Source organism: Ruegeria hyattellae, assembly GCF_041537925.1.
Lineage (GTDB): Bacteria > Pseudomonadota > Alphaproteobacteria > Rhodobacterales > Rhodobacteraceae > Ruegeria_C.
This window is the reverse complement of the sequence record NZ_JBGOSH010000001.1, coordinates 109,126-133,635: the sequence shown is the minus strand read 5'-3', so window position 1 is coordinate 133,635 and position 24,510 is coordinate 109,126. Positions and strand designations below refer to the sequence as shown.

Below are 24,510 nucleotides of genomic sequence, written 5' to 3'. Positions count from 1 at the left end.
CCGGAATGTCTCGCAAAAACAAGGGCGAAATCGCCAAGTTCATCGCTGACGACGCGCCGGGCCATCTGCGCAAAGCGCTGGAAAAAGCCGCCAAGGACGACATCATCACCGACAGTTACCCTTACGACGAACGCATGGGCCGCAAAGCCTATGACAAGCAGATGGAGGCGCTGCAGATCGAGCTGGTGAAATTACAGTCCTGGGTCAAGGAGAGCGGGCAGCGTGTCGCGGTAATCTTCGAAGGGCGCGATGCCGCCGGCAAGGGCGGTACCATCAAGCGGTTGCGCGAAAACCTCAACCCGCGCGGTGCGCGGGTGGTGGCGCTGACCAAACCCTCGGATACCGAAAGCAGCCAATGGTATTTCCAGCGCTATGTTGAACATCTGCCCTCGGCCGGTGAAATCGTGTTCTTTGACCGCAGCTGGTACAATCGCGGCGTGGTCGAGCATGTGTTCGGCTTCTGCAGCGATGACGAACGCGAGCGGTTCTTCCGCCAGGTCCTGCCACTGGAAGAGGGCCTCGTGAATGACGGGATCAAGCTGTTCAAATTCTGGCTCAACGTGGGACGTGGCGAACAGCTGCGCCGGTTCCGGGACCGCGAAACCGACCGGCTTAAGCAATGGAAACTCAGCCCCATCGACGTGCAGGGCCTTGGCAAATGGGAGGAATATTCCAGTTCCATCAGCGAAACCCTGACCCGCAGCCATTCCGGCTTTTCACCCTGGACCATCGTGCGCTCGGACGACAAGCGCCGAGCTCGGATCGCGGCGATCCAGACAGTGCTGCACGGGCTGGGTTACGACGACAAGGACGCGGACGCGCTTGGCTCGGTCGATAACAAGATCTGCGGGGGACCCGAGATCTGGGATGGCTAAACGCGGCTATCATCACGGCAACCTGAAACAGGCTCTGATCGAAGGGGCGCTGGTGTTGATCGAGGCGCGCGGCCCGACCGGTTTCACGCTGTCCGAGGCCGCCAAGACCGCAGGCGTGACCCCTGCGGCGGTCTATCGCCATTTCGAGGGACGCGAGGACCTGATCGCCGAGGCCGCGCGGCAAGGCTTCGAGATGTTCGCCGACCTGATGCAGTTCGCCTATGACAAGGGCCAGCCTTCGGCGCTGGCGGCCTTCGAGGCGACGGGCCGCGCCTATCTCGCCTTTGCCCGCAAGCATCCCGGTCACTACATTGCAATGTTCGAAAGCGGCATCTCGGTCAACCGTACGCCCGCGCTGGCCGACGCTGCCGCGCGCGCCAAGGCAGTACTGGAAAAGGCCGCCCAAGACCTGTCGGAACATATCCCGCCGGAAAAACGCCCCCCCGCCTCGATGGTCAGCGCCCATATCTGGGCGATGAGCCACGGCGTGGTCGAGCTTTATGCCCGCAACACCGGCACCGCCTCGCCCTTCCCGCCCGAAGACCTGCTGGAATCGGGTGTGGGGATTTACCTGCGCGGTCTGGGGCTGATTTCGCCTGATGATTGAACTCTAGGGACAAGCAACGGTATGACTTCCAACAATCCGTGGGACGGCGGACACGCGGAGTATGGAGCGCGATCGACCCATGTCGCCTCTCAACCACTACCAAGACAAACCCAACCATTCTGGCAACTCCTGTTTGGAGGAACCCTGGGTATTCTGATCTGTCTCGCGATTCATTTTCTGGTCGTTCGCGGCCCATCAAGTGCTCTGGGTCCAAAGGGACCGCAATACGTCGCCAGCGACATCAAGTTGCAAAGCTACGATCCCAGCTGGACGCAGTTTCTGGGTGAAAGTGCTTTGGATATGAAAATGGTCATTCTGCCTCCAAGGGGCGGCGAGAGAGAAACGTACAACATTGATGGCTCGATGCTGCGCGCACTTTGCGGCGCAGTGCTTAGGCGGCTTCCCGCCCCGCCCGACGGGGTATCGCGCGATGACATCTACCGCGTTGGATTTCGGTTCATCGGCGCAGAGAACGGGGAACTGACCGATAAGCACCCGGTGCCGGTTGAGAGCGGCACATGCCGGACAACCGATGGCCAGATGATCTTTCACTGGGCCTATCCGGGACAATTGGCAGGTTGGGCCCCGGTTAACTACGAGCAGCCCGAAGAGCGCGAAATTACCGTCAACTTCGGACGGCGCGGTGAAACGAAAACTCCCTATGATCTTGTTGACCTTGAGCTTGCCTGCGAGGCGCTGTTCACCGATACATCCGACCAATTGCGTGAGCTGCTCAAGCAAGCAGACAAGGTCAACATTCGAATCGTAAAAGGGTTGGCGGGCGCAATCGGCTGGGTCGGACTATATAATTTGCAGCAGTTTCAGATTGTTAACGACACCTGCATTCCAATGGGCGAGGTCTTGGAGGGGTGAGTGTTCCGGTCGTCAAGCCTGAACTCAGGGCTGAAAGCGCGAGCGGGCCTGTTGCGCGCGCAGATCGGCGCTGACATTGATCAGGTCCATCTCACCCATGCCCTTGATGTCATACATCCCGATATCGGAGACCTGAAACTCGTCGATCAGATCGTATTTCATTGTCTCCGGCGCCACGATCTTCATCGGGTGGGCAAATATCTGCAGCCGCGCGGCCATGTTCACCGCCGGGCCAAAAACGTCATAGACGTATTTCTGGATCCCAACGACCGAGCCGACGGCCGCCCCCGACCCCAGACCGATCCGGGCGCGCCATTTATGCTGGTGACTTTCGTTGCGCCGCTCCAGATAGCGCAGGAAACGGATCGCGCAATGGGCCACTGCCGTGGCGTGATCGGGGGTTTCGTCCGGCATGCCCGAGACCGCCAGATAGGCGTCACCGATGGTCTTGATCCGCTCGCAGCCATATTGCTCGACGATCCGGTCGAAAGCGGTGAAGATATCGTTCAATTCACCTAATGTGATCGTCGGATCGGTCTTGGCGGCGAATTCGGTGAAATCGACAAAATCAAGCATCACCACCGAGACGTTCTTGTAGAGCTGCGGGGTGACCACGCCGAAGGTCTTGAATTCTTCATAAACCGAGCGCGGCATGAGGTTGAGCAACAGGCGTTCGACCCGCTCTTTCTCGCGCTCCAGCTCGCGGGTGTTGCGCTCGACCATGGTCGAGTAGCTGTCGATCATGGTCTCCAGCTCGCGGATGCGGGTGATGTTCTGACATTCGATGATCAGCAGCGGTTCCTCGGTGCCGCTGGACAGCGAGATATTGACCGCAAAGATCAGCGTTCGGCGACGCGGTTTGATCTCAAGCTCGGCAGAATAGCGCTGGCCGGTTTCGCACACCTGTTCCAATGCCTCTGGGTCAAGTTCGCCCAGAACCGCCGTCAATGTGGCGTTGGTGTCCGGGACGCCGAACCATTCCGCAAAAGGTTCGTTGTGAAAGACCAGCTGCAGATCCGAGGCCCGCGCCAGCGCAACGCCCACGCCTATGGCCCGCAAGAGGTGCTCGTTAATGGCAGAAATGCTCATCCTGCCTCGCGCGTCACTATGATCGACCGTTTGGCTTCGACCGCGGCAATTGCGGTATCGACATCATCTGGTGACATACCATGGTCCAGCAGAGCCTGCCCCAAGAGCCGCGCCACCTCATCGAAATGGTCATGGGTGATGCCCAGCGGCCGGTGCACCACCTCAAGCCGGTCGTCGCTAAATGAGGCGGGTCCACCAAGAAGCGATGAAATGAACTTGGTCTGATGATCGATCAGGCGTGGCATGTCGACATCGTCAAAATGATGGCCGATCTCATCGGAATCGAGCACCATTTCATAGAATTGCAGCACGACCCGGCTCACGGTTTTGAAGCCACCATGCTTTTCGTAGATTGACTGCGCCATCGATGATGCCCTGACCCAACCGCCCGGAATTGAAACTCAACGATAGGTCACTTCGCGCAAAATGTTAAACAATTTGCACATTTGCCGGATTTTCACCTTCCGGTTGCAGCCGCCGGGCTCCCCATCTTAACAACAAAAAAGGCCGCGCATCTCTGCACGGCCTTTCGAAATGGTCGGATTGCTCAGGCTTAACGCTTGGAGAACTGGAAGCTCTTACGCGCTTTGGCTTTGCCGTATTTCTTACGCTCAACGACGCGGCTGTCGCGGGTCAGGAAGCCAGCAGCTTTCAGAGCGCCACGCAGCGACGGATCGTAAAGCTGCAGCGCTTTCGAGACACCGTGCTTAACCGCACCGGCCTGACCGGTCAGGCCACCACCCTTGACGGTTGCGACAACGTCGAACTCGCCTTCGACACCGGCCACCTGGAACGGCTGGCGCAGGATCAGCTGCAGAACGGGGCGAGCGAAATACACGTCCTGATCCTTGCCGTTCACGGTCACCTTGCCGGAACCGGGCTTGATCCAGACACGGGCAACCGCATCCTTCCGCTTGCCGGTGGCATAGGAGCGGCCCAGCTCATCGCGCACGGGCTCGCGCGCAACGATTTCTTCGGCCACGGTTTCAACGCCTGCGACGGCGCTCAGCTCTTCGAGAGTATTGATCTGATCAGCCATCGGTCATTAGCTCCGGGTGTTTTTCTTGTTCATGGATTTGACATCCAGAACTTCGGGGCTTTGCGCCTCGTGGGGATGCTCGGTACCAGCATAGACGCGCAGATTGGTCATCTGCGTGCGAGCCAGACGGTTGCCCGGCAGCATGCGCTTGACCGCCTGGGTCACAACGCGCTCGGGGTGTGCACCCTCGAGGATCTGCTGCTTGGTGCGCGACTTGATGCCGCCCGGGTGGCCGGTGTGCCAGTAGAAGTTTTCTTCACGCTTCTTGCCGGTCATCTGGATTTTGTCAGCGTTTATCACGATGACATTGTCGCCCATGTCCATATGCGGGGTGAACGACGCTTTGTGCTTGCCACGCAGGCGCATGGCGACGATCGAGGCAAGACGGCCCAGAACAACGCCTTCGGCGTCGATCAGGATCCACTTCTTGTCGATGTCTGCAGGTGTTGCAGAATAGGTTTTCATGGCAGGTCTAGGTCCTGTTTGAAGTGAAAGACCGCCCCCTTGCGGAGCGGCCCGAATTCGATGGATGGGGTTTAGACTCACCGGATATGCGGGTCAATACACCCAAGCCTTATTTTTTACAATGTTAACAGAAGGTTATAAAATAGGTATTATTTTACCCCACGATTGTCACCCTATTTTCCTGTCTCGCCTGTAGACTACAGGCCAGCACACCAGAGGAACCGATGTCGGAGGCCCAGATGACATCACTGAATGAGACCCTCGCCAGGTACGGCGCGGCGTGGCGGGAAAGCGATCCCGACACGCGGCTTGCACATCTCGCGGCCTGTTTCGCCGAGACCGGCCGCTATGTCGATCCGAGCGCAGATGTGACCGGGCGCGACGTGCTGAGCGACCATATCGGCAAGGTTCTGGCGGAGTTCGGCGGTCGTGTGGACCTGACCAGCGCGCCGCAGCAGCATCACGGCATGATCCATTTTACATGGCATATGGTGGCGGGTGACGGTACGGTCATGATTGCAGGTCGTGATTTCGCCCGTCTGAACGCGCAGGGGCAGATCGCCGAATTGGTGGGTTTCTTTGGTGAGCCGGAGGCGCTGGGGTGAAAAGTCAGACGCCTATCCGCTCGGGCGGGTTGTCCAGCAGATGCCGCAGGCGGGTCATGGCGGTCTCGAACGCCTCGAGGCTGACCCCGGCATTCACCGCCAGCCGCACGGCGTGCGGGGTTCGCGTGGTGCGGCAGGCAAACTCCTCGGCCGAGCGGATCTGGATACCCTCTGCCTCAGCTGCACGGCAGAAGGACGCCGCGCGCCAGCCCTCGGGCAGGGTCAGCCACAGAAACGGCACCGGCGACCGCCAGTTCAACTGATAGGCCCCCAGAATATTCACACCTGCCTTGATGTAGTCCGCAGTCACACGCTGCAGCTCTTCCAGCATGCTTTCCAGTTGCGGATGGGCGAGCAGTTTTGCGGTCAGGTCGACCAGCGGTGTGGCCAGCCCGAAAAAGCCGTGTTCGACAGCCCGGCGCAGATCGGCAACTTGCCCGTCCGGCGCCACCGCGACCCCGATGCGCAGCGCGGGCGTGATGGACTTGGAGATCGACGTCACGAACCAGGACCGCTCTGGCGCCAGCACGCGAAAGCCCGGAGCATCGGCAGGCATGTGGCGGTAACAATCATCCTCGAGAATAAAGAAATCGCGCTGCCGGGCAACCCGGACCAATGCCTCGCGTCGTTCAAGGGGTGTGAAAAGGCAGGTGGGGTTGTGAACTTCGGGTGAGGTGCAAAAGATTTGCGCATCATGGGCACGCGCGGCGGCCTCCAGAGCTTCGGGGATGACGCCGTGTTCGTCCATAGCAACCGGAACCACCTCGGCGCGCAACAGATCGGCGGCCCGCCGAAAACCGGGGTAGGACAGTTCTTCTACCAGGATCGCCGGGCGCCTGCCTCGCAGAACCGCCTGCATGATGAGGGAAATGGCATTCTGACCGCCATTGGTCAGAACAACGTCGCGTTCCTTGACATGCCCAATCGGCGCGCGTGACAGCCATTGCACCGCAGCTCGTCGTGCCGGCAGCGAGCCGGCACGGCTGGGATAATGCATCAGGCCCGAGGGCGGGTCCTGCGCGATCTCGCCCAGCAATTGCCGGATCAGCGCGGATTGCCCGACACTTGGCAGATGCGGCGAAAACAGGTTGACGGTATGGGCGTCCGTGCCATCACTGTTATGGGCGATCACATCCACTTCTATGGGCGCGACATCCACCTGATCCGTCCGTGGCGACGCCACAAATGTACCTCGTCCCACTTCGGCTTGTAACAATCCCTCATCGGTCAGAATCGTATAGGCCCGCGCGACGGTGCCGGGTGTAATGCTCAATTGATACGCCAGTTCACGCACCGGAGGCAGCTTGGCGCCGGGCTTCAACACCTTGTCTTCAATTGATTTTCTGATTGTGTCGGCCACCAGTTTATACTTGGGGCCCTTTTCGCGCGGGAGGGTTTCGGGCCAAATTGTACCCATTACAATCTTTCCTTTGATTTGACACAATACAGAATGTACCCATACATCATATCCTCTAACTACCGCATTGTGTCAATACAATTGAAAGGAACCCATCATGACACACGCTTCGCAGAACCCAGCCCTGACGCTTCTCACCGCCAGCCCCCGGCTGCCGCTGATGGCCGCCCTGGCGGTCCGTTTTGCGGCGACCGTGACACGGTGGGAACAACGACGCCGCACCCGCGTCAATCTCAGCTATCTTGATGACCGGCTTCTGTCCGATGTTGGTCTGACCCGGTGGCAGGCGCATAGGGAAACGGCCCGTCCCTTCTGGGATATCTAACCAACTCCCCGTCCCGATCCGGGACTTACCGACTGGCCGGGCCTAGCCCGGCCTTTTTTATCCCGCGCGGGCGGCGGCGGAGCCAACGGGCGGGATCGAATAGGTCATCGTGGCGCGTGCCACCGGCGCATCGCTGCCCTCGGACAGGATCAAAACATCGCCCACCGCCAGGTTGCGCCCCAGCTTGAGCAACCGGCACTGCGCGATCATCGGCACGTCGCTGCGCGGCTTGCGCATGAAATCCATCGAGCAATTGGTGGTCACTGCCAACGCCTGCCGCCCCAGCCGTGCCAACACGATCGCATAGACGCTGACATCGGCCAGCGCGAACATCGACGGGCCGGACACCGTTCCACCAGGTCGCAAATGCCGGTTTGCCGTGAGCAGTCGCATTGTCACGCAATCTTCGGAGAGGGCATCAATCGCAAAATCCTCGCGCACCTGCGGAAAGACCTCGGCCAGGTAGTCCGCGAGTTCTTCCTTGTTCATCTTCAGTGACATGCTTCCCCTCCGCCCTGCTGCCGCATAGAGTTGGCCCGGAACAGGGGTGAGGACAAGATGGCAATTTTGGAACGACATGACAAAGATGCGGTGGCGCATCTGCACCTGAACGCGCCCGAGCGACTCAATGCGCTGTCGGACGAGATGCTGGCCGCGCTGCAAGACGCGCTGGAGCAGATCGCCGAGGACAAGACTGTGCGCGCGGTGATCCTGTCGGGTGCGGGCAAGGCCTTCTGCGCTGGCCATGATCTGAAGCAGATGACGGCGGGCCGACAGTCCGAGGATGGCGGCAAGGCCTATTTCAAGGATCTGTTCGACCGCTGCGCGCACATGATGATGACCGTGCAGTCGATCCCGCAACCGGTGATCGCGCAGGTCCATGGCATCGCCACTGCCGCTGGTTGCCAGCTGGTGGCGACCTGCGATCTGGCCATCGCCGCCGAGGACACCCGATTCGGGGTCAATGGCGTCAATATCGGCCTGTTCTGTTCAACACCTATGGTCGCCCTCACCCGCAACATCCCTCGCAAGCAGGCGTTCGAAATGCTCACGACCGGCCAGTTCATCGACGCCGCTCGCGCCGCCGAGTTGGGGCTAATCAACCGCGCCGTGCCTGCCGACAGGCTGGCCGACGAGACCAACGTGCTGGCCCAGACCTTGGCCCAAAAGCTTGGTGTGGCTGTGAAAATTGGCAAACGCGCCTTTTACGAGCAGCTTCAGTTGCCGCTGGATCAGGCCTATGCCCACACCGGAAACGTCATGGTTGAAAACATGCTGCATCGTGATACCGAAGAGGGTATTGCCGCCTTTATCGAAAAAAGACCCCCCGATTGGAGCCAATAAAGGGAACGTCTCACATTTTTTTTAGCATTGTTTCGATATTCGCACTTTTAATCTGGGCAAGACTGTGTCAATGCTTGGGCATGGCGAAAGCCAAGGATAGTTTTGGGTCGTTGTAGGTGGAAGGTCCCTCCTGGTCAGTTCTCTCGCTGACTTCGACATTCCCGCCGCAGCGACCCCAAATCCTCCTCCTCCTGACAATTCGGTTCTGACGGTAGCTGGCAGCGTTGCGTCCGCGCGCGCCCTGCCCTATGTGGCAGGCCATGACAGAGATATTGCATATCGTAGGCGGCGGCATGGCCGGGTCCGAGGCGGCTTGGCAGGCGGCGGAAATGGGCGTTCAGGTCGTGATCCATGAGATGCGGCCAAAGGTCGGCACCTTTGCCCATCAGACTGGCAATCTGGGTGAGATGGTGTGTTCCAACTCTTTCCGATCCGACGATGACGAACAAAACGCCGTCGGCTTGCTGCATTGGGAAATGCGCGCGGCGGGTGGCCTGATCATGGCTTGCGCTGATCAGCACCGCTTGCCGGCGGGTGGCGCTTTGGCGGTGGATCGCGATCCCTTTGCCGAAACCGTCACCACACGGCTGCTCGCACATCCCAATATCAGCGTCTCATATGAAGAGATCAACGAGCTGCCCGAGACCGGCCAGTGGATATTCGCCACCGGCCCGCTGACGTCGCCTGCCCTTGGCGCGGCGATCCGGGCCCAGACCGGAGCCGAGGCGTTGGCCTTTTTCGACGCCATCGCTCCCATCGTCTATGCCGAGAGCATCAATATGGACAAGGCGTGGATGCAGTCGCGCTATGACAAGGGCGACACCGAAGAGGAACGCACCGCCTATCTCAACTGCCCGATGGACCGCGACCAGTACGAGGCGTTCATCGACGCGCTGCTGGCCGCTGACAAGACCGAATTCCACGAGGGCGAAACCGCCAATTACTTCGACGGCTGCCTGCCGATCGAGGTGATGGCCGAACGCGGCCGCGAGACCCTGCGCCACGGGCCGATGAAGCCCGTGGGCCTGACCAACCCCCATCAACCTGATGTGAAAGCCCATGCAGTGGTGCAGCTGCGCCGCGACAACGCACTTGGCACGCTGTTCAACATCGTGGGCTTTCAGACCAAGATGAAATACGGCGCGCAGACGGATGTGTTCCGGATGATCCCCGGGCTTGAAAACGCCAGTTTCGCGCGGCTGGGCGGCATTCATCGCAACACGTTCATAAACTCCCCCACCCTGCTGGATGACCGGATGCGGCTGCGCTCACGTCCGAACATCCGCTTTGCCGGGCAGATCACCGGCGTCGAGGGCTATGTAGAAAGTGCGGCCATGGGTCTGCTGGCCGGGCGGTTGGCGGCGGCAGACATTCTGGGTCACGCCCTGCCCACCGCCCCACAAGACAGCGCCATGGGTGCGCTGATCCATCACATCACCGGTGGTGCCGAGGTCAAGACGTTCCAGCCGATGAACGTCAATTTCGGCCTGTTCCGCCCGGTCGAGGGTCTCAAGGGCGGCCGTCGCGGCCGCAAGGACCGCTACAAGGCCTATACCGATCGCGCCAAGGCGGCCTGGCAGGGCTGGCTGGAGCAATGCGCGCTGGACGCGGCGTGATCCGCGCGCTTATTCTTGTCTTATGTCAGAAAAATTCCTCGACAAGACCTATGGGCTCAGCACCACCGACGAAACCCGCGACCATTACGACAAATGGGCCGCCAGCTATGAAGCCGAGGTGAGCGAGAACGGCTATGTCACGCCCGGCCGTGTTGCCGACGCGCTCTGGGTCAAACTGCCTGAACCGCAAACGCCGATCCTTGATTTCGGCTGCGGCACCGGCCTGTCCGGCCTCGCCCTGCGGCGCGCCGGGTTCGAGGTAATCGACGGCATGGACCCGTCGCCGGAGATGCTGGAGGGCGCGCGTGCCAAAGCCGCCTATCGCGCGCTGGACGTGCTGGACTTGCACGATCCCGAACCCCTGGCCAAAGCGGCCTACAAGGCGATCACCGCCATCGGTGTTCTGGGCACCGGGGCGGCCCCGCCCGCCACGTTTGACCTGCTGATGAACGCGCTGGGGCGCGGCGGGATGCTGGCGTTTTCCTATAATGACCACGCGCTGGCCGACCGGCATTTCACCGGCAAGCTGAACGAATGGCTCGATTGCGGTGCCGCGCGTTTGCTGTTTCGCGAATACGGCCCCCACCTACCCGGCAAGGATATGGGCGCCGACGTCTACGTGCTAGAAAAGGCGTGACATTCACCACCCGTTTCGCGCCCTCGCCCACCGGACCGCTGCATCTGGGCCATGCCTATTCGGCGCTTCTGGCCCATGACATAGCGCGCGCCGCAGGCGGCCGGTTTCTGCTGCGCATCGAGGACACCGACACCAGCCGCGCCCGCCCGCAATGGGAGGAGCTGATCTACAAGGACCTCAGCTGGCTCGGCCTGACATGGGAGGAGCCGGTGTTACGACAATCCGATCAGCTGGAAGTCTACCACGCGGCGCTCACACAGTTGGCCGAACGCGGCTTGATCTTTCCCTGCTCCTGCGCTCGCAGCGATATCCGCGCAGCGCTTTCGGCCCCGCAGGAGGGCGCGCCGCTGGCCCCCGGCGTCTATCCCGGTACCTGCCGCCACCGTCCGATGAGTGACCGCAAAACGGGCGACGCGCTGCGGCTCAACATGCGCGTGGCGGTCCAAAGCATCGAGATGCCCGGTTTCACCGAGACCGGCGCGAAACATGCCGGTTCGCATCAATTGGACCCCGACCGCCTGATTGCCGAGACCGGTGATGCGGTTCTGGGTCGGAAGGAGCTTGAGACAGTCTCTTACGTGCTGGCCTCGGTGGTCGACGACGCAGCACAAGGGATCAAGCGCATTATCCGGGGCGAGGATCTGTATCAGATCACCTTTCTGCAGGTCCTGCTGCAGGGGTTGCTGGGCCTTCCGACGCCCGAATATCATCATCACCGCCTGATCCGTGACGATCAGGGCAAGAGGCTTGCCAAACGCGACGACGCCCGCGCCATCGCCAAGTACCGCGCCGAGGGTGTCACGTCACAGGAGATTCGTCGGATGGTCGGGCTATAGGTGCCTCACGCCATCGGCGTCATCAGCTCCCGCTCACTCCCGTCATTCACCGACGTGTAGAAACAGCTGCGCCGGTTGGTATGGCAGGCAGGACCGGTCTGGTTCACGACCGCCAGCAGGCAGTCGCGGTCACAATCCACCCGAAGATCGACCAGTTCCTGTACATTGCCCGAGCTTTCGCCCTTGATCCAGAACGACTGCCGCGAGCGCGACCAATAGGTGACCCGGCGCGTGTCCAGCGTCTGTCGCACGGCTTCTTCGTTCATCCAGGCCATCATCAGCACCTCGCCACTGCTGGCATCTTGTGCGATGGCGGGGATCAGCCCGTCGGCGTTGTAGGTCAGTGTCTTGGGGTCGAAATCCATCTGCGAAAACCTTTTGCATCCCGGAACGCGCCCACTATGTATGGGGAACGTACAACGAGGGAAAGCCATGTCCGGCGAAACCGATCTGATCAAGCTTTATTCAGGCCGCATTCTGGCGCTGGCCGCAGATATCCCACATCTGGACCGCCTTGCCGAGCCGGATGCCAGTGTCAAGAAACGCTCGCCGCTTTGCGGCTCGACCGTGACGGTCGATGTTATGATGAAGAACGGGCGTGTCGCTGAATACGGGCAGGATGTGAAAGCCTGCGCGCTTGGCCAGGCTTCTGCTTCGGTGGTGGGGTCGGCCATCATCGGTACCACCCGCAAACAGGTGGAAACTGCCCGCGATCAACTCAAGATGATGCTGAAGCAGGACGGCCCTGCCCCGGACGCCCCCTTTGACGGGCTTGAGGTACTGATCCCGGCGCGTGAATACAAGAATCGCCATGCCTCGATCATGCTGGCGCTGGAGGCCACAGCCGAGGCCATGGCGCAGGCCGAACAGGCAAACTGCGCCTGACGGTGGCATTGCCCCTCACCCTTGGCTAACGTCGGACCAATATCGGAGGGGATGTATTGGAAGATCTGCTGGACCGTTTCGTGACCTTGTGGGTGGTGATCGACCCGATCGGCACCATTCCCGTCTTCATTGCTGTCACTGCCGGAATCGACGCCGCCACCCGCCGCCGCACCGCGCTCCAGGCGGCGATGGTCAGCGTGGGCGTGCTGATGTTCTTTCTGGTGCTGGGCCAGCTACTGATCGACGCGCTGGATATCGGGTTGAACTCTTTTCAGGTTGCGGGTGGCATCGTGCTGTTCCTCTTTGCGCTCACCATGATCTTTGGCGAAAGCAAGGTCGAGACCGATACCAAGATCGTCGAGGCCGACAAATCCGCCCAAGTACGTCGCAAACAAAACCCGGCGATCTTTCCACTGGCGGTGCCGTCACTGGCCTCGCCCGGCGCAATGCTGGCGGTGGTGATGCTGACCGACAACAACCGCTATGGCCCCGTGGACCAGGGGATCACCGCGCTGGTCATGGTGGCGGTCATCGCGGTGGCTTATGTTCTGATGTTGTTCGCTGAACCGATCATCCGTGTGATCGGCCATGCCGGATCGGCCATTGTCAGCCGGGTGATGGGCATGATTCTGGCCTCGGTCGCGGCCAATGCGGTACTGTCTGCGCTGCTCGACATCATTCAAACCGGTGAGCTATAGGTCGCGCCGAGCGCGCTCCTCACAAAAAAAACCGCCGCTCCTCCCGGGCGGGAGAGGGCGGCGGCAGGAATGCGTCTCTCGTGTTGGGACCGAAGCGCCCGGCAGGGGAACGGGACATCCCCCTATAGGGTAAAGGACAGGCAGGTCACCCTTTGCATCGGGATCGAACAGGATGCAGGGGCCTCGGCACGAGATCGCAGGCAGATAGGGTTCAGAGGCCGGGCATGTGCAAGGCGACCATCAGCATCACAACCAGCGAGGCCGCACCCAACGCATCTTGCAGGATGGTATTGCGGGAACGGGTCAGCGCAGTTTTGATCTGGGTCAGCATGGGTCACCTCCGGCTCAGTTCTCAGGCATTTGTTGACCTTTTGTTCTCATTTCTGAAAGTCTTTGTAAAGAACTTTATGAGAACATTCGCGAACATTTTGTGAAAGAATTCACCAACTCATTGAAACCATGATGTTTTGGAGTTTGCAAACTCGGCCCGCTTCCGGTGCTCCGCCCATTCGCCCCTGAAACCGTCCCCCGGACGGTTTCAGGGACGGGGCTTACCCAACCGATATCAATCGGATCGCCTGATCCTGCCGCATCAGCCACAGAAGAACCCGCGCCGCCTGCCCTCTATCGCTTGCCAACTCCGGGTCTGCTTCCAGCAACGCACGTGCGTCCCGCTGCGCAATCGCCATCAGAGACGCCTGCCGTTCCAGATCGGCGATGCGGAACTTTGGAAGCCCCGATTGCGCGGTGCCGATCAGGTCACCCGCGCCGCGCATCTCCAGATCGGTTTCAGCGATGCGGAAACCGTCCTCAGTCTCGCGCAGCACTTCCAGTCGGCGCCGTCCGCTTTCGCTGACCGGAGCCTGATACATCAGCAGGCAGGTCGATTCGGCCTCACCCCGCCCAACCCGGCCGCGCAGCTGGTGCAGCTGTGCCAGACCGAAAATCTCGGCCCGTTCGATCACCATGATCGTTGCATTGGGCACGTTGACCCCCACCTCGATCACGGTGGTGGCCACCAGCACCTTGGTCTCGCCACTTTGAAACGCCGCCATGGCCGCGTCTTTGTCGGCGGGCGGCATCTGACCATGCACAAGGCCGACAACCCCTTCGCCAAGCACCGCGCGCAGGCGTTTGAACCGGTCTTCAGCCGAGGTCAGATCGACCAGTTCCGATTCCTCGACCAGCGGACAAACCCAATAGCATTGCCGCCCTTCGGCGATGGCCTGCCGCAGCCGGTCAACCACCGCATCCAAGTTCTGCGTACTTATGACGGCGGTCTTGATCGGTTTGCGACCGGGCGGCTTTTCATCCAGGATCGAGACATCCATGTCGCCATATTGCGCCAGCGACAGGCTGCGCGGGATCGGCGTTGCCGTCATCACCAGCACATCCGCGCCCAAGCCCTTTTCTGCAAGTTCCATCCGCTGACGCACGCCGAACCGGTGCTGTTCATCGACAATCGCCAGGCGCAGGTCGGCAAAGCGCACATCCTCCTGAAACACCGCATGGGTGCCGACCAGGATCTGGATGTCGCCCCGCGCCAGCGCGTCGAGCTTGCCGCGCCGGTCCACCCCCTTATCGCGTCCGGTAAGAATCTCCAGAACCACGCCCGCCTCTTCGGCCAACGGGCGCAGCCCCTCCAAGTGCTGGCGGGCAAGGATTTCGGTGGGGGCCATCATCACACCCTGCCCGCCCGCCTCGACCGCGACCAGCAGCGCCATGAAGGCCACCAGCGTCTTGCCCGCACCCACATCGCCCTGCAGCAGCCGGTTCATCCGAATCTCTGCCGCCATATCCTCCGAGATTTCGGCGATGGCGCGGGTCTGCGCATCAGTAGACCTATACGGCAGGCTAGCGAGCACACGCGACTGCAACGCGCCGGTGGCGATGCTGGAAATACCGCGCCCCTTGCGCTCGCGCCGACGGGCCAGCGCCAGCGTCATCTGATGGGCGAACAGCTCATCATAAGCCAGCCGTGCCTTTGCGGGGGCGTGCGGCAGTATGTCATCCAGCCCGCGCGGGGCATGCCCGGCCTCGATCGCGGCATGCCAGTCACTCCAGCCCTCACGTTCCTTCAAACCCGGATCAATCCACTCATCCAGGTGCGGCGCGCGTTCCAGCGCAGCCCGGGTGGCCTTGAACATGGTCTTTTGCGTGATGCTCTGCGTCAGGTGGTAGACCGGTTCGAAATCGGGGATATCTCCTGCCTCTTCCACCGGCAGCATATGGTCGGGATGCACCATCTGCGCCATTCCGTCGAACAGTTCCAGCTTGCCCGAGATCACCCGGCGCGATCCTGTCGGCAGCACCCGTTTCAGGTAATCGCCGCGCGCGTGGAAGAAGACCAGCTGGAAGTCCGCCTTTTCGTCCTCGACATGCACACGGTACGCCCCACCGCGACTGCGCGGAGCGCGGTGCGTTCCAACGGTCACTTCGACGGTCAGTGTCGCGGGCAGATCGATCCCCTTGATACTGTTGCGCCGCCTGCGGTCCACCACCGCATAAGGCAGCGAGAACAGGATATCGCGCGGCGCGGTGATCTCGGCCTGTGTCAGTAGTTGCGCGGTTTTGGGCCCAACACCCTCTAGGGTCTCAAGCCCCGCAAATAGCGGGAACAGCTGTTCGGGGCGCCCGCTCATGCGTCGCCAATGAGGTGCAGCCAGCCATCCTCGTCCAGTGTCTCGATGCCTAGATCGGCGGCTTTCTTGGCCTTTGACCCGGCCCCCGGCCCCGCCACCAGCAGATCGGTCTTGGCCGAGACCGAGCCTGAGACCTTGGCCCCTAGCGCCTCGGCCCGCGCCTTGGCCTCGGCTCGGGTCATTTTCTCCAGCGTGCCGGTGAAGACCACGGTCTTGCCCGCGACCTGGCTTTCTGCGGCGGGGGCTTCGGGTGGCACGATGGTCAAATGCGCCCGCAAGTCGTCGAATGCGGAACGTTCTTCGGTGTTGGCAAATGCATCGGAAAGCGACAGGCCCAGGGTGGCACCGATACCGTCGATCCCGGTCAGATCACCCCAGGCGATGGCGGCTGCGTCCGGAACATCACATCTGGCCGTTGCGGCATCGCGGGCCTGTTTGATCTGCGCCCGGCGTCCAGCGTCCATCGCGATAATCCGCTCGGCCTCTTCGGCGGCATTGGCGGCGCGATGGGCCAGCGCCGCCGGGCGCGCCGTGTCGACAGCATCGGCCATCGCGTCCCAGTCCCGGTAATGCAGCGCCAAATCACGTGCGCCGACCTCGCCCACATGGCGGATGCCGAGGGCAAAGATCAGCCGCGCCAGCGGGATGGTGCGCTTTTCCTCGATCGCAGCAAAGAGGTTCTTGGCCGAAGTGTCCCCCCAACCATCGCGGTTCTTCAGCTTGCCGAGGTTCTGCGCATCGCGGGCCTGAAGCGTGAAGATGTCGGCAGGCGTGTTGATCGGCAGGGTCTCGTCACCATGAAACATTTCGACCTGCTTGGCGCCCAGGCCTTCGATATCGAAGGCTTTTCGCAACACGAAATGTTTCAGCTTTTCAACGGCCTGAGCGGGGCAGATCAACCCCCCGGTGCAGCGGCGCACCGCGTCGCCTTCCTCGCGTATCGCCTCGCTGCCACATTCGGGGCATTGTGTAGGAAATTGATATTTTACAGCAGCTTTCGAGCGCTTCTTCAGGTCAACATCGGCCACTTTCGGAATCACGTCCCCGGCGCGATAGACCTCCACCCAGTCGCCAACACGAATGTCCTTGCCACCCCGGATCTCGCCCCCGGTGGCATCGCGGCCCGCGATATAGTCCTCGTTGTGCAGGGTCGCGTTCGAGACCACCACGCCACCCACCGTCACTGGATGCAGCCGTGCGACCGGGCTGAGCGCGCCGGTGCGACCCACCTGAATGTCGATCGCCTCAAGCCGGGTCCAGGCCAGTTCGGCGGGAAATTTATGCGCAATCGCCCAACGAGGCGTGGTCGAGCGGAACCCCAACCGCGCCTGCAGATCCAGCGCATCGACCTTGTAGACCACACCGTCGATGTCATAGCCCAGCGTTGCGCGCTGCGCTTCGATTTCGCGGTAATGGGCGATCAAATCAGGCACTGACCGGCAGAGCCGGGTCAGCGGGTTGGTCTGGAACCCAAGCGTTTGCAGACGTTCAATCGCCGCCATTTGCGTCTGAGCGAGGGGCGCCGAAATCTCGCCCCAAGCATAGGCAAAGAACTTCAGGGGGCGGGCGCGGGTGATCTTCGCATCCAGTTGCCGGAGAGAGCCCGCTGCGGCGTTGCGCGGGTTGGCAAAGCGTTTGCCGCCTTCCTGTTCCTGTCGGGCGTTCAACGCATCGAAATCAGCATGGGTCATGTAGACCTCGCCCCGCACTTCCAGCACATCCGGCGCGCCGGTGACGGTCGCGGGAATATCCTCAATGGTCAGTGCGTTGGCGGTAACATTCTCGCCGACCTCACCATCGCCACGCGTTGCCGCCTGAACCAGCCTGCCCATTTCGTAGCGCAGCGACAACGATAGCCCGTCGATCTTGGGCTCGGCGGTGAAACTCAGCGGAGTGTCACCCGACAGCCCCAGATATTTTCGAATCGATGCAACGAAGCCGCTCACATCCTCGTCATCAAAAGCATTGCCCAGCGACAACATCCGCACCGCATGGGGGACCTTTGAAAACCCCTCTGCCGGACGCGCGCCAACCTGATCCGAGGGGCTGTCCTTGCGTTTAAGCTTGGGAAACCGCGCCTCGATCGCAGCGTTGCGGTGTTTGAGCGCGTCATACTCCGCATCGCTGATCTCGGGCGCGTCGGAGACATGGTAGGCCTGATTCGCACGCTCCAGCAACCGGGCGAGCCGCGCGAGTTCATCACGCGCCTGTTTTTGTGTCAGCGTGTCGACTGATTGTGTATCGGACATGGCCCCGCCCCGCCGCTTGTGGTTTCGGTCACAAGTGTTAGGACGAGGCCATCGTCAGGTCCAGACGTTGCGTGTGAGTGGTGGGACCGCTCTGGACGGGCGGCCGGGGGATGTTCAGGCGCCGACGGCCAGTTTCGATTCCGTCAGGCTGTCATTCTGCGGATCGCGCAGCACATAGCCGCGGCCCCAGACCGTTTCGATGTAATTCTCGCCATCGGTCGCAATGCTTAGCTTTTTGCGCAGCTTGCAGATAAAAACATCGATGATCTTGAGTTCCGGCTCATCCATTCCGCCATAGAGATGGTTGAGGAACATCTCCTTGGTCAGCGTGGTGCCCTTGCGCAGGCTCAGCAGTTCCAGCATCTGGTATTCCTTGCCGGTCAGATGAACCGGCTGACCATCTGCCTCGACCGTCTTGGCATCCAGGTTGACCGCGATTCGCCCGGTCTGAATGATCGACTGCGAATGCCCCTTGGACCGGCGGATGATCGCGTGGATGCGTGCCACCAGTTCTTCGCGGTGGAACGGTTTGGTCAGATAGTCATCCGCTCCAAAGCCAAAGCCCTTGATCTTGTTTTCGGTGTCATCGGCACCGGACAGGATGAGGATCGGCGTTTCGATCCGTGCCATGCGCAGCTGCCGCAGCACCTCATGCCCTTCCATGTCGGGCAGATTGAGGTCCAGCAGGATCAGATCGTAATCATAGAGCTTGGCCAGATCGATCCCTTCTTCACCCAGATCCGTCGCATAGACGTTCAGGTTGGCGTGGGTCAGCATCAGTTCGATGCTCTTCGAAGTTGTTGGGTCATCTTCGACCAGAAGTATGCGCATGCACTGCTCTCCGTGTTCTACAGAAACTCGCTCTCGGGTTCACCGTGGACAAAAATGGTTAATCCAACGTTACCGATAATAAAACTATCATGTATCAACCTTAAGTTGTCTATATTTTTTCAATGCTGTGACCTTCAAAGCGTCCTCTCCGTGGGTTGCTGCGGCGGCAACCCAGCCATTGAATTCCTCTTCGCTCAACCCATAGGCTTTCTGCGCCTCCGATTGCGTGATCAGACCATAAAGCACGCCCCGCACGACCGCGAATTTGCGGGATGCAACCCATCTGCTGGTATTTGCCGGCGGCAGATCGGACCGTGTCATGATCGAGCCGTCCGGCAGCGTGACCGAGTTCGGTCCTTCAACCTTGCGTAGAAACATCACCTTATCCCCTTTTTGGCCCATAAACTGTCGCGCAGCATACTTAACGGCGCATGAAACCACCTCTTGAGAGTATCTAGGATTTTCCTATATTCTGCCGGTCTTCCACCGATCCGCAGGAGTCGCCCGATGGCGCTGGACAACGACACACAACTGAATTCGCTTGGCATCGCCAAACCGCCCTCGGAAACACGGGTGGTCGTGGCCATGTCGGGCGGTGTCGACAGCTCGGTCGTGGCTGCCTATCTGGCCGATCAGGGCTATGACGTGGTGGGCGTGACGCTGCAGCTTTATGACCACGGCGCGGCCTTGGCCAAAAAAGGTGCCTGCTGTGCGGGCATCGACATTCACGATGCGCGCCGGGTGGCCGAGGAACGCGGCTTTCCCCACTACGTTCTTGATTATGAGAACATCTTTAAGGACGCGGTGATCGACGAGTTCGCCGACAGCTACCTTGCCGGGGCCACGCCGGTGCCCTGTATCCGTTGCAATGAGCGTGTGAAGTTCAAGGACCTGCTGGAAACCGCCAAGGATCTTGAGGCCGACTGCATGGCCACCGGTCACTATATCCAGCGCAAGATGGGACCGAACGGGCCGGAACTGCACAGTGCTGAGGATGCCAACCGCGATCAGTCCTATTTCCTGTTTTCGACCACGCCCGAGCAACTGGACTATCTGCGCTTTCCACTGGGCCACCTGCCCTCCAAGGATGCCACGCGCGAGATGGCAGCCCAGTATGGTCTGGCCGTGGCTGACAAGCCCGACAGTCAGGACATCTGTTTCGTGCCCAATGGCAACTATGCCAGCGTGATCGAAAAGCTGCGCCCCGGCGCCGCGGAACCGGGCGAGATCGTGCATGCCGATGGCCGGGTGCTGGGTAGCCATGAGGGTGTCATTCACTACACGATCGGTCAGCGACGGGGATTGGGCATTGGGGGCCTCAGCGAACCGCTTTACGTGGTCAAGCTGGATGTGGATGCCAAACAGGTCGTCGTCGGGCCGAAAGAGTTGCTGGCCACCCGCACGGTGCCGGTGCGCGAGATCAACTGGCTGGGGGATGAACCGTTCACCAGCCGCGACGAATGGCATGTCTCGGTCAAGGTCCGCTCGACCCGCCCCCCGCGCGAGGCGGTGATCCGACCGCTGAGCGACACCACCGCCGAGGTCGAATTGCTGAGCGCCGAGGAAGGTATCTCGCCGGGTCAGGCCTGTGTGTTCTATAAAACCGGTGGCAGCCGCATCTTTGGTGGCGGCTGGATCTGGCGCGGCTACTGAACCATCGCTACTGGACCACGTCAGTCCAGCTGTTGCTGAGGATGTAGATCCCGGCGCAGATCATGACATAGGGCACGATCCTTTCCATCCGGCGGGCAATCCGCTCGGCGGCACCAGTGGCGCGGGCCCCGGCCAGCGCCAGTACCGCCAGAGCGCAAACCGCCAGAACGGCCCCGATCAGTCCGGCGATGCGATAGCTGGGGGCAGAATCGGCCAGCAATGGCGCCATCACCATGAAACTGTCCACCGAGAGGCTGAGAAACAGCAGCGTTGTCACCAATACCGATGCCCCAGCCGGCAGCGGCGAGGATGGCGCATCAGATCGCACTGAAAACTGCCGCCACAATCCCCAAAGTCCAAGCCCGAGAGGAAAGACGCCCAGATACCCCGCCCAATGCGGTACCGCGTCACTGACGCCAAAAGCCACACCCATCGCCGCCGCCAGCATCAGCAGTTGCGCCAGCAGAAACCCGACGACCGAGCGCGCCGCACCCGACACCAGCATCAGCGCAATCAGCGCCGCCAGATTGTCGAGATTGGTCAGCACCTGCGCCAGCGCAGCAGAGAGCGCAAAGATCAGGTGGTCGAGCATCAGCCTTGCAGCCGGTCCAACACGGCGTGGGCGGCGCGCAGACCCGGTGCTTCTCCACCGCGGCCCAGACGCTCCATCGTCAGCGCCATGGCTGCAGACTGCCCCGAGGCGTCGGCCTGCAACGCCGCAAGCGCGGCGGCGACATTGTCCGGGGTGCATTCGGGGCCGAGGCATTCCGGCACAACGCGGGTTTCGCTGACCAGATTGACCAGCGTGACCGTATCCAGCTTGACCATCCGTTCGGCGATCTTCTGGGTGAGCCAGCTCAGCTTGTAGGCAATCACCATCGGTGTGTTCTGCGCCGCCAATTCCAGCGAGACTGTGCCCGAGGCCGCCAGCGCCAGATCGGCCATGGCAAAACCCGCACGCTTGCGCGTCGCGGCAACGTCGCTGTCGATCCCACGCGGGTCGAGGATGACAGGGCGACCCGGCCAGTCGGCGACCTGCGCCTGCACAAGATCAACCACATGCGGCACCGCCGGAACAAGTACGCGCATCTCGGGCCGATCTTTCAGAAAGACCTGTAGAGCGGCGCCAAAGACCGGCGCGAGCCGCTCGATCTCGCCCCGTCGCGAACCCGGCAAGGCCAGCAACACAGGCGCATCACCCAGATCCAGTTCCGCCCGCAGCGCAGCGATCTCGTCTGCACTGGCCACCGGATCGGCGGCCACGGGATGGCCAACAAAGTCGCATTCCATCCCGGCGCGCTCCATATAGGGCGGCTCAAAGGGCAGCAGGGCCAGAACATGGTCGATCACCTTGGCCATCTTGTTCGCGCGCGCCGGCCGCCAGGCCCAGACGCTGGGAGCCACGTAGTGCACGGTGCGGATCGTGCTTTGTGCCTTGACCAGTTTGGCCACGCGCAGACTGAAATCGGGGCTGTCGATGGTGATCAGCACATCCGGCTTCATTTCAAGCACCGCCTGAGCCGTCTCGGCGATGCGGCGCTTGAGGTGGAAGAATTTCGGTAGCACCTCGGTCAGACCCATGACGCTGAGCTCCGACATCGGAAAGCGGCTCTGCAGCCCCTGCCCCGTCATCATCGGCCCGCCGATCCCCTCGAAGCGCACGTCTGGCTCCAACTGTTGCAGCCCCTGCATCAGCGCCCCGCCTAGCCGGTCCCCCGAGGGCTCGCCCGCAAGGATGAAGACCTGCATCAGGCGGTCCGTTCGCGCACGGTCAGAAACAGGCCGAGCCGGTTGCACTCTTCGACGACCCGGTCACGCTCCAGCACGATCACGCCGCCCTTTTCGATCACGATCCCGGAGAGACCGGCGGCAACGGCGCCGGTTACGGTGTCGGGGCCGATTGTCGGCAGATCGGCGCGCCGGTCCTGACCGGGTTTCGGCGCCTTGAACAGGATGCCACCGCCCGCATCCGGGCGCTGGGTAAGCGATTGCAGCATCCAGGCGGTGCCATAAATCCCTTCGATCGCCAGCGCCTGCCCCTTGGCCACCACGCAGGCCTGCCCGATATCGGCGGCGCTCATCGCGCGCACCACGCCGGTACCACGATCGGCATCGCGCAGATCACCCTCGCCCGGCTGTGCCTCGGTCAGCGTGCCCAGCGGCGGCAACAGGTCCGGCGCAATCTCATGCGCGGCGCGCAGGGTCAGTCCGGCCTCTTCGAAAATTCCGATGATCGCGCGCAGGGCGCTGTCATCGCCGGACAGGATCGCCTGCTGCAGCACCGGCACCAGCGGCATGGTGGCGGCATCGATGCGTGACGGATCGATCGGAGGTCGCCCGACCGCGCCCGCCATGCAGATCGCTGTCACGCCCCTGTCTTTGAGCTCCGCAATCAGTGTGCCAAGCTGTTCGACGACAAAGGGGCGGTCCACGTTCAAATGGTCCGGCAGGAACGGCTCCATCGCGCAGATATAAGGCCGCTCGGGCAGCCGCGCGACGATTTCGTCAGGCAAGCCCCCGGTTCCGGCAATCAGCGCCAGCATGGCTCAGCGCTCCGGCGTCAAGAAGGACCGGTCGCTCTGCCCGGTCACGAAATCAACGATCTGCTGAACATACTCGCTGTCGCTGCTTTCGCCCAGGCGCTTTGCACGATCCTGGAAGGTGCCGTCTCCTTCGGACAGTTCCTTAAAGGCCGCGCGTAGGGCCGAGATATCGGCCCGCGACAAGCCACGCCGCTTGAGACCGACAAGGTTCAACCCGTCAAGCCGCCCGCGCTGCGCCTGCACTAGGCCATAAGGGATCACGTCATTGGGCACCATGGTCAGCGCGCCGATGATCGCGCCGCGCCCCACCCGCACCCATTGATGCAGTCCGGAAATGCCGCCGACGATCACGTCGTCTTCGACCACGCAATGTCCCGCCGCCCCGGAATGATTGACCATGATGACCCGGTTGCCGATCTGCACGTCATGCGCCACATGAACGCCTGCCATCAGCAGGCAGTCATCGCCGATCCGGGTCACCCCGCCGCCGCCTTCGGTCCCTGTATTGACCGTCACGTGTTCCCGGATGCGGTTACGCTTGCCAATCTCCAGCGAAGTGTTTTCACCGCCGAATTTCAGATCCTGTGGGATCTCTCCGATCACCGAGAAATTGAAAATCACCGTATCGTCGCCGATCTCGGTATCGCCGGTCACCACCACATGGGACTTGAGCTCGACCCGGTCGCAGAGTTTCACCTGCGACCCGACCACACAGAATGGGCCGATGACGCAGTCCTGGCCGATCTGCGCGCCCTCTTCGATGATGGCGCTGGGGTGGATGCCGCTCATGTGGTCTTTTCCATGTCCCAGTCAACATAGGCAGAAAACTCGGCTTGCGCCGCCACTTCGCCCTCGACCGTGGCCAGGCCGCTGAACTTGAAGATCTTGCCGCCCTTCTTGCCGCGCACGGTCTGGACATGCATCTCCATCACGTCGCCGGGCACCACCTTGCGACGGAACTTGCACTTGTCGATGGACATGAAATAGATCAGCAATTCGGTATCGATCACATCGAAGCCAACCCCCAGCATAACGCCCGCCGTCTGTGCCATCGCCTCGATGATCGTCACGCCTGGCATTATCGGAGTGCCGGGAAAATGGCCCTGAAAATGCGGCTCGTTCATGGTGACGTTCTTGATCCCGCGCGATGAGGCAAAGCCGTCAATATCCACCACCTTATCGACCAGAAGAAAGGGATAGCGGTGCGGCAGAATACGCTGGATCAGTTGAATATCGGCGCTCTTGGTCTCTGATGTCATTGCGCGGTCGTCCCGTGGTTCA

The 24,510-nt window shown here is 61.4% G+C and carries 28 protein-coding genes; 12 read left to right on the top strand and 16 right to left on the bottom strand.

Annotated elements, in window-relative coordinates:
- Window positions 1-5: 5 nt before the first annotated feature.
- The 3 genes from ppk2 to AB1E33_RS00635 are packed head-to-tail and all read left to right on the top strand — an operon-like array spanning window position 6 to window position 2,355.
- Window positions 6-875, top strand: coding sequence for a polyphosphate kinase 2 (gene ppk2, locus AB1E33_RS00645; protein WP_372575327.1), 870 nt, complete (start codon window positions 6-8; stop codon window positions 873-875).
- On the top strand, window positions 868-1,482 hold the full coding sequence (locus AB1E33_RS00640; protein WP_372575326.1) for a TetR/AcrR family transcriptional regulator: 615 nt from the start codon (window positions 868-870) through the stop codon (window positions 1,480-1,482). Before ppk2 ends, AB1E33_RS00640 begins: the two co-directional genes overlap by 8 nt.
- A gap of 21 nt (window positions 1,483-1,503) precedes the next feature.
- Window positions 1,504-2,355: a hypothetical protein gene (locus AB1E33_RS00635; protein ID WP_372575325.1), complete on the top strand. Its 852-nt coding sequence runs from the start codon at window positions 1,504-1,506 to the stop codon at window positions 2,353-2,355.
- Window positions 2,356-2,379: 24 nt separating this feature from the next.
- Here AB1E33_RS00635 and AB1E33_RS00630 read toward each other — a convergent pair whose 3' ends face one another.
- The 4 genes from AB1E33_RS00630 to rplM all read right to left on the bottom strand — a co-directional run bounded on the left by AB1E33_RS00630 (window position 2,380) and on the right by rplM (window position 4,948).
- On the bottom strand, window positions 2,380-3,444 hold the full coding sequence (locus tag AB1E33_RS00630) for an adenylate/guanylate cyclase domain-containing protein (protein ID WP_372575324.1): 1,065 nt from the start codon (window positions 3,442-3,444) through the stop codon (window positions 2,380-2,382).
- Entirely contained in the window at window positions 3,441-3,809 is a 369-nt protein-coding gene (locus tag AB1E33_RS00625; protein ID WP_372575323.1) for a group I truncated hemoglobin, read from the bottom strand. Before AB1E33_RS00625 ends, AB1E33_RS00630 begins: the two co-directional genes overlap by 4 nt.
- A 188-nt stretch (window positions 3,810-3,997) precedes the next feature.
- Window positions 3,998-4,483 (bottom strand): 30S ribosomal protein S9, encoded by a 486-nt coding sequence (gene rpsI / locus AB1E33_RS00620; RefSeq protein WP_372575322.1) that lies wholly within the window; start codon window positions 4,481-4,483, stop codon window positions 3,998-4,000.
- Between the two features lie 6 nt (window positions 4,484-4,489).
- Window positions 4,490-4,948 (bottom strand): 50S ribosomal protein L13, encoded by a 459-nt coding sequence (gene rplM / locus AB1E33_RS00615; RefSeq protein ID WP_372575321.1) that lies wholly within the window; start codon window positions 4,946-4,948, stop codon window positions 4,490-4,492.
- Between the two features lie 239 nt (window positions 4,949-5,187).
- Between rplM and AB1E33_RS00610 the strand changes: the two genes are divergently transcribed.
- Window positions 5,188-5,553: a nuclear transport factor 2 family protein gene (locus AB1E33_RS00610; protein WP_372575320.1), complete on the top strand. Its 366-nt coding sequence runs from the start codon at window positions 5,188-5,190 to the stop codon at window positions 5,551-5,553.
- A gap of 4 nt (window positions 5,554-5,557) precedes the next feature.
- Here AB1E33_RS00610 and AB1E33_RS00605 read toward each other — a convergent pair whose 3' ends face one another.
- Window positions 5,558-6,970, bottom strand: coding sequence for an aminotransferase-like domain-containing protein (locus tag AB1E33_RS00605; protein WP_372575319.1), 1,413 nt, complete (start codon window positions 6,968-6,970; stop codon window positions 5,558-5,560).
- Window positions 6,971-7,067: 97 nt separating this feature from the next.
- On the opposite strand from AB1E33_RS00605, the gene AB1E33_RS00600 reads away from it, so the two are divergent.
- Window positions 7,068-7,295 carry a DUF1127 domain-containing protein gene (locus tag AB1E33_RS00600; protein ID WP_372575318.1) on the top strand — a complete coding sequence of 76 codons (228 nt, stop codon included), beginning with the start codon at window positions 7,068-7,070 and terminating at the stop codon, window positions 7,293-7,295.
- Between the two features lie 57 nt (window positions 7,296-7,352).
- Here the strand turns inward: AB1E33_RS00600 and AB1E33_RS00595 are convergent, their stop codons facing one another.
- The gene (locus AB1E33_RS00595; RefSeq protein WP_372575317.1) at window positions 7,353-7,796 is read right to left on the bottom strand and encodes a PaaI family thioesterase; all 444 of its coding nucleotides are present in this window, start codon (window positions 7,794-7,796) and stop codon (window positions 7,353-7,355) included.
- Window positions 7,797-7,853: 57 nt separating this feature from the next.
- Between AB1E33_RS00595 and AB1E33_RS00590 the strand changes: the two genes are divergently transcribed.
- From AB1E33_RS00590 to gluQRS, 4 genes are all read left to right on the top strand, one after another.
- Window positions 7,854-8,639, top strand: coding sequence for an enoyl-CoA hydratase (locus tag AB1E33_RS00590; RefSeq protein ID WP_372575316.1), 786 nt, complete (start codon window positions 7,854-7,856; stop codon window positions 8,637-8,639).
- A gap of 260 nt (window positions 8,640-8,899) precedes the next feature.
- Complete coding sequence (gene trmFO / locus AB1E33_RS00585; RefSeq protein ID WP_372575315.1) at window positions 8,900-10,255, top strand: methylenetetrahydrofolate--tRNA-(uracil(54)-C(5))-methyltransferase (FADH(2)-oxidizing) TrmFO; 1,356 nt, start codon at window positions 8,900-8,902, stop codon at window positions 10,253-10,255.
- 22 nt (window positions 10,256-10,277) lie between these two features.
- Window positions 10,278-10,892 (top strand): class I SAM-dependent DNA methyltransferase, encoded by a 615-nt coding sequence (locus AB1E33_RS00580; protein WP_372575314.1) that lies wholly within the window; start codon window positions 10,278-10,280, stop codon window positions 10,890-10,892.
- Complete coding sequence (gluQRS, locus tag AB1E33_RS00575; RefSeq protein WP_372575313.1) at window positions 10,889-11,728, top strand: tRNA glutamyl-Q(34) synthetase GluQRS; 840 nt, start codon at window positions 10,889-10,891, stop codon at window positions 11,726-11,728. Before AB1E33_RS00580 ends, gluQRS begins: the two co-directional genes overlap by 4 nt.
- 5 nt (window positions 11,729-11,733) lie before the next feature.
- Here the strand turns inward: gluQRS and hisI are convergent, their stop codons facing one another.
- A complete protein-coding gene (gene hisI / locus AB1E33_RS00570) occupies window positions 11,734-12,093 on the bottom strand; it encodes a phosphoribosyl-AMP cyclohydrolase (protein ID WP_372575312.1) in 360 nt (119 codons plus the stop codon).
- Between the two features lie 67 nt (window positions 12,094-12,160).
- Here hisI and AB1E33_RS00565 point away from each other — a divergent pair, with 67 nt between their 5' ends.
- Both AB1E33_RS00565 and AB1E33_RS00560 read left to right on the top strand, forming a co-directional pair.
- Window positions 12,161-12,613 carry an iron-sulfur cluster assembly scaffold protein gene (locus tag AB1E33_RS00565; RefSeq protein ID WP_372575311.1) on the top strand — a complete coding sequence of 151 codons (453 nt, stop codon included), beginning with the start codon at window positions 12,161-12,163 and terminating at the stop codon, window positions 12,611-12,613.
- Window positions 12,614-12,669: 56 nt separating this feature from the next.
- A complete protein-coding gene (locus AB1E33_RS00560; protein ID WP_372575310.1) occupies window positions 12,670-13,311 on the top strand; it encodes a MarC family protein in 642 nt (213 codons plus the stop codon).
- 551 nt (window positions 13,312-13,862) lie between these two features.
- Here the strand turns inward: AB1E33_RS00560 and recG are convergent.
- The 4 genes from recG to sciP form a co-directional block, all read right to left on the bottom strand.
- Window positions 13,863-15,953 carry an ATP-dependent DNA helicase RecG gene (recG, locus tag AB1E33_RS00555; RefSeq protein WP_372575309.1) on the bottom strand — a complete coding sequence of 697 codons (2,091 nt, stop codon included), beginning with the start codon at window positions 15,951-15,953 and terminating at the stop codon, window positions 13,863-13,865.
- Window positions 15,950-18,202, bottom strand: a complete 2,253-nt coding sequence (gene ligA, locus AB1E33_RS00550; protein ID WP_372575308.1) for an NAD-dependent DNA ligase LigA — start codon at window positions 18,200-18,202, stop codon at window positions 15,950-15,952. Before ligA ends, recG begins: the two co-directional genes overlap by 4 nt.
- 114 nt (window positions 18,203-18,316) lie before the next feature.
- Window positions 18,317-19,033 (bottom strand): response regulator transcription factor CtrA, encoded by a 717-nt coding sequence (ctrA, locus tag AB1E33_RS00545; RefSeq protein WP_372575307.1) that lies wholly within the window; start codon window positions 19,031-19,033, stop codon window positions 18,317-18,319.
- An 87-nt stretch (window positions 19,034-19,120) separates the two neighbouring features.
- Window positions 19,121-19,411 (bottom strand): CtrA inhibitor SciP, encoded by a 291-nt coding sequence (gene sciP / locus AB1E33_RS00540; protein WP_372575306.1) that lies wholly within the window; start codon window positions 19,409-19,411, stop codon window positions 19,121-19,123.
- A 129-nt stretch (window positions 19,412-19,540) separates the two neighbouring features.
- Between sciP and mnmA the strand changes: the two genes are divergently transcribed.
- Window positions 19,541-20,686, top strand: a complete 1,146-nt coding sequence (gene mnmA, locus AB1E33_RS00535; protein ID WP_372575305.1) for a tRNA 2-thiouridine(34) synthase MnmA — start codon at window positions 19,541-19,543, stop codon at window positions 20,684-20,686.
- Window positions 20,687-20,693: 7 nt separating this feature from the next.
- Here the strand turns inward: mnmA and AB1E33_RS00530 are convergent, their stop codons facing one another.
- The 5 genes from AB1E33_RS00530 to fabZ are packed head-to-tail and all read right to left on the bottom strand — an operon-like array spanning window position 20,694 to window position 24,488.
- Window positions 20,694-21,278 carry a hypothetical protein gene (locus tag AB1E33_RS00530; RefSeq protein ID WP_372575304.1) on the bottom strand — a complete coding sequence of 195 codons (585 nt, stop codon included), beginning with the start codon at window positions 21,276-21,278 and terminating at the stop codon, window positions 20,694-20,696.
- Window positions 21,278-22,435, bottom strand: coding sequence for a lipid-A-disaccharide synthase (gene lpxB / locus AB1E33_RS00525; protein ID WP_372575303.1), 1,158 nt, complete (start codon window positions 22,433-22,435; stop codon window positions 21,278-21,280). Before lpxB ends, AB1E33_RS00530 begins: the two co-directional genes overlap by 1 nt.
- Window positions 22,435-23,229 (bottom strand): LpxI family protein, encoded by a 795-nt coding sequence (locus AB1E33_RS00520; protein WP_372575302.1) that lies wholly within the window; start codon window positions 23,227-23,229, stop codon window positions 22,435-22,437. The genes lpxB and AB1E33_RS00520 overlap by 1 nt, the downstream gene beginning before the upstream one ends.
- Before the next feature lie 3 nt (window positions 23,230-23,232).
- On the bottom strand, window positions 23,233-24,018 hold the full coding sequence (gene lpxA / locus AB1E33_RS00515) for an acyl-ACP--UDP-N-acetylglucosamine O-acyltransferase (RefSeq protein ID WP_372575301.1): 786 nt from the start codon (window positions 24,016-24,018) through the stop codon (window positions 23,233-23,235).
- A complete protein-coding gene (fabZ, locus tag AB1E33_RS00510) occupies window positions 24,015-24,488 on the bottom strand; it encodes a 3-hydroxyacyl-ACP dehydratase FabZ (protein ID WP_372575300.1) in 474 nt (157 codons plus the stop codon). Before fabZ ends, lpxA begins: the two co-directional genes overlap by 4 nt.
- Window positions 24,489-24,510 lie beyond the last annotated feature (22 nt).

Bases quoted from the DNA above. Each gene is read 5' to 3' on its own strand.
- ppk2 (WP_372575327.1), top strand. From the start codon at position 6: ATGTCTCGCAAAAACAAGGGCGAAATCGCCAAGTTCATCGCTGACGAC.
- lpxB (WP_372575303.1), bottom strand. From the start codon at position 22,435: ATGCAGGTCTTCATCCTTGCGGGCGAGCCCTCGGGGGACCGGCTAGGC.
- trmFO (WP_372575315.1), top strand. From the start codon at position 8,900: ATGACAGAGATATTGCATATCGTAGGCGGCGGCATGGCCGGGTCCGAG.
- lpxA (WP_372575301.1), bottom strand. From the start codon at position 24,018: ATGAGCGGCATCCACCCCAGCGCCATCATCGAAGAGGGCGCGCAGATC.
- AB1E33_RS00630 (WP_372575324.1), bottom strand. From the start codon at position 3,444: ATGAGCATTTCTGCCATTAACGAGCACCTCTTGCGGGCCATAGGCGTG.
- sciP (WP_372575306.1), bottom strand. From the start codon at position 19,411: ATGTTTCTACGCAAGGTTGAAGGACCGAACTCGGTCACGCTGCCGGAC.
- mnmA (WP_372575305.1), top strand. From the start codon at position 19,541: ATGGCGCTGGACAACGACACACAACTGAATTCGCTTGGCATCGCCAAA.
- AB1E33_RS00635 (WP_372575325.1), top strand. From the start codon at position 1,504: ATGACTTCCAACAATCCGTGGGACGGCGGACACGCGGAGTATGGAGCG.
- ligA (WP_372575308.1), bottom strand. From the start codon at position 18,202: ATGTCCGATACACAATCAGTCGACACGCTGACACAAAAACAGGCGCGT.
- AB1E33_RS00595 (WP_372575317.1), bottom strand. From the start codon at position 7,796: ATGTCACTGAAGATGAACAAGGAAGAACTCGCGGACTACCTGGCCGAG.
- AB1E33_RS00640 (WP_372575326.1), top strand. From the start codon at position 868: ATGGCTAAACGCGGCTATCATCACGGCAACCTGAAACAGGCTCTGATC.
- rpsI (WP_372575322.1), bottom strand. From the start codon at position 4,483: ATGGCTGATCAGATCAATACTCTCGAAGAGCTGAGCGCCGTCGCAGGC.
- AB1E33_RS00625 (WP_372575323.1), bottom strand. From the start codon at position 3,809: ATGGCGCAGTCAATCTACGAAAAGCATGGTGGCTTCAAAACCGTGAGC.
- AB1E33_RS00605 (WP_372575319.1), bottom strand. From the start codon at position 6,970: ATGGGTACAATTTGGCCCGAAACCCTCCCGCGCGAAAAGGGCCCCAAG.
- AB1E33_RS00565 (WP_372575311.1), top strand. From the start codon at position 12,161: ATGTCCGGCGAAACCGATCTGATCAAGCTTTATTCAGGCCGCATTCTG.
- hisI (WP_372575312.1), bottom strand. From the start codon at position 12,093: ATGGATTTCGACCCCAAGACACTGACCTACAACGCCGACGGGCTGATC.
- ctrA (WP_372575307.1), bottom strand. From the start codon at position 19,033: ATGCGCATACTTCTGGTCGAAGATGACCCAACAACTTCGAAGAGCATC.
- AB1E33_RS00530 (WP_372575304.1), bottom strand. From the start codon at position 21,278: ATGCTCGACCACCTGATCTTTGCGCTCTCTGCTGCGCTGGCGCAGGTG.
- AB1E33_RS00590 (WP_372575316.1), top strand. From the start codon at position 7,854: ATGGCAATTTTGGAACGACATGACAAAGATGCGGTGGCGCATCTGCAC.
- recG (WP_372575309.1), bottom strand. From the start codon at position 15,953: ATGAGCGGGCGCCCCGAACAGCTGTTCCCGCTATTTGCGGGGCTTGAG.
- AB1E33_RS00610 (WP_372575320.1), top strand. From the start codon at position 5,188: ATGACATCACTGAATGAGACCCTCGCCAGGTACGGCGCGGCGTGGCGG.
- AB1E33_RS00520 (WP_372575302.1), bottom strand. From the start codon at position 23,229: ATGCTGGCGCTGATTGCCGGAACCGGGGGCTTGCCTGACGAAATCGTC.
- AB1E33_RS00600 (WP_372575318.1), top strand. From the start codon at position 7,068: ATGACACACGCTTCGCAGAACCCAGCCCTGACGCTTCTCACCGCCAGC.
- AB1E33_RS00580 (WP_372575314.1), top strand. From the start codon at position 10,278: ATGTCAGAAAAATTCCTCGACAAGACCTATGGGCTCAGCACCACCGAC.
- rplM (WP_372575321.1), bottom strand. From the start codon at position 4,948: ATGAAAACCTATTCTGCAACACCTGCAGACATCGACAAGAAGTGGATC.
- fabZ (WP_372575300.1), bottom strand. From the start codon at position 24,488: ATGACATCAGAGACCAAGAGCGCCGATATTCAACTGATCCAGCGTATT.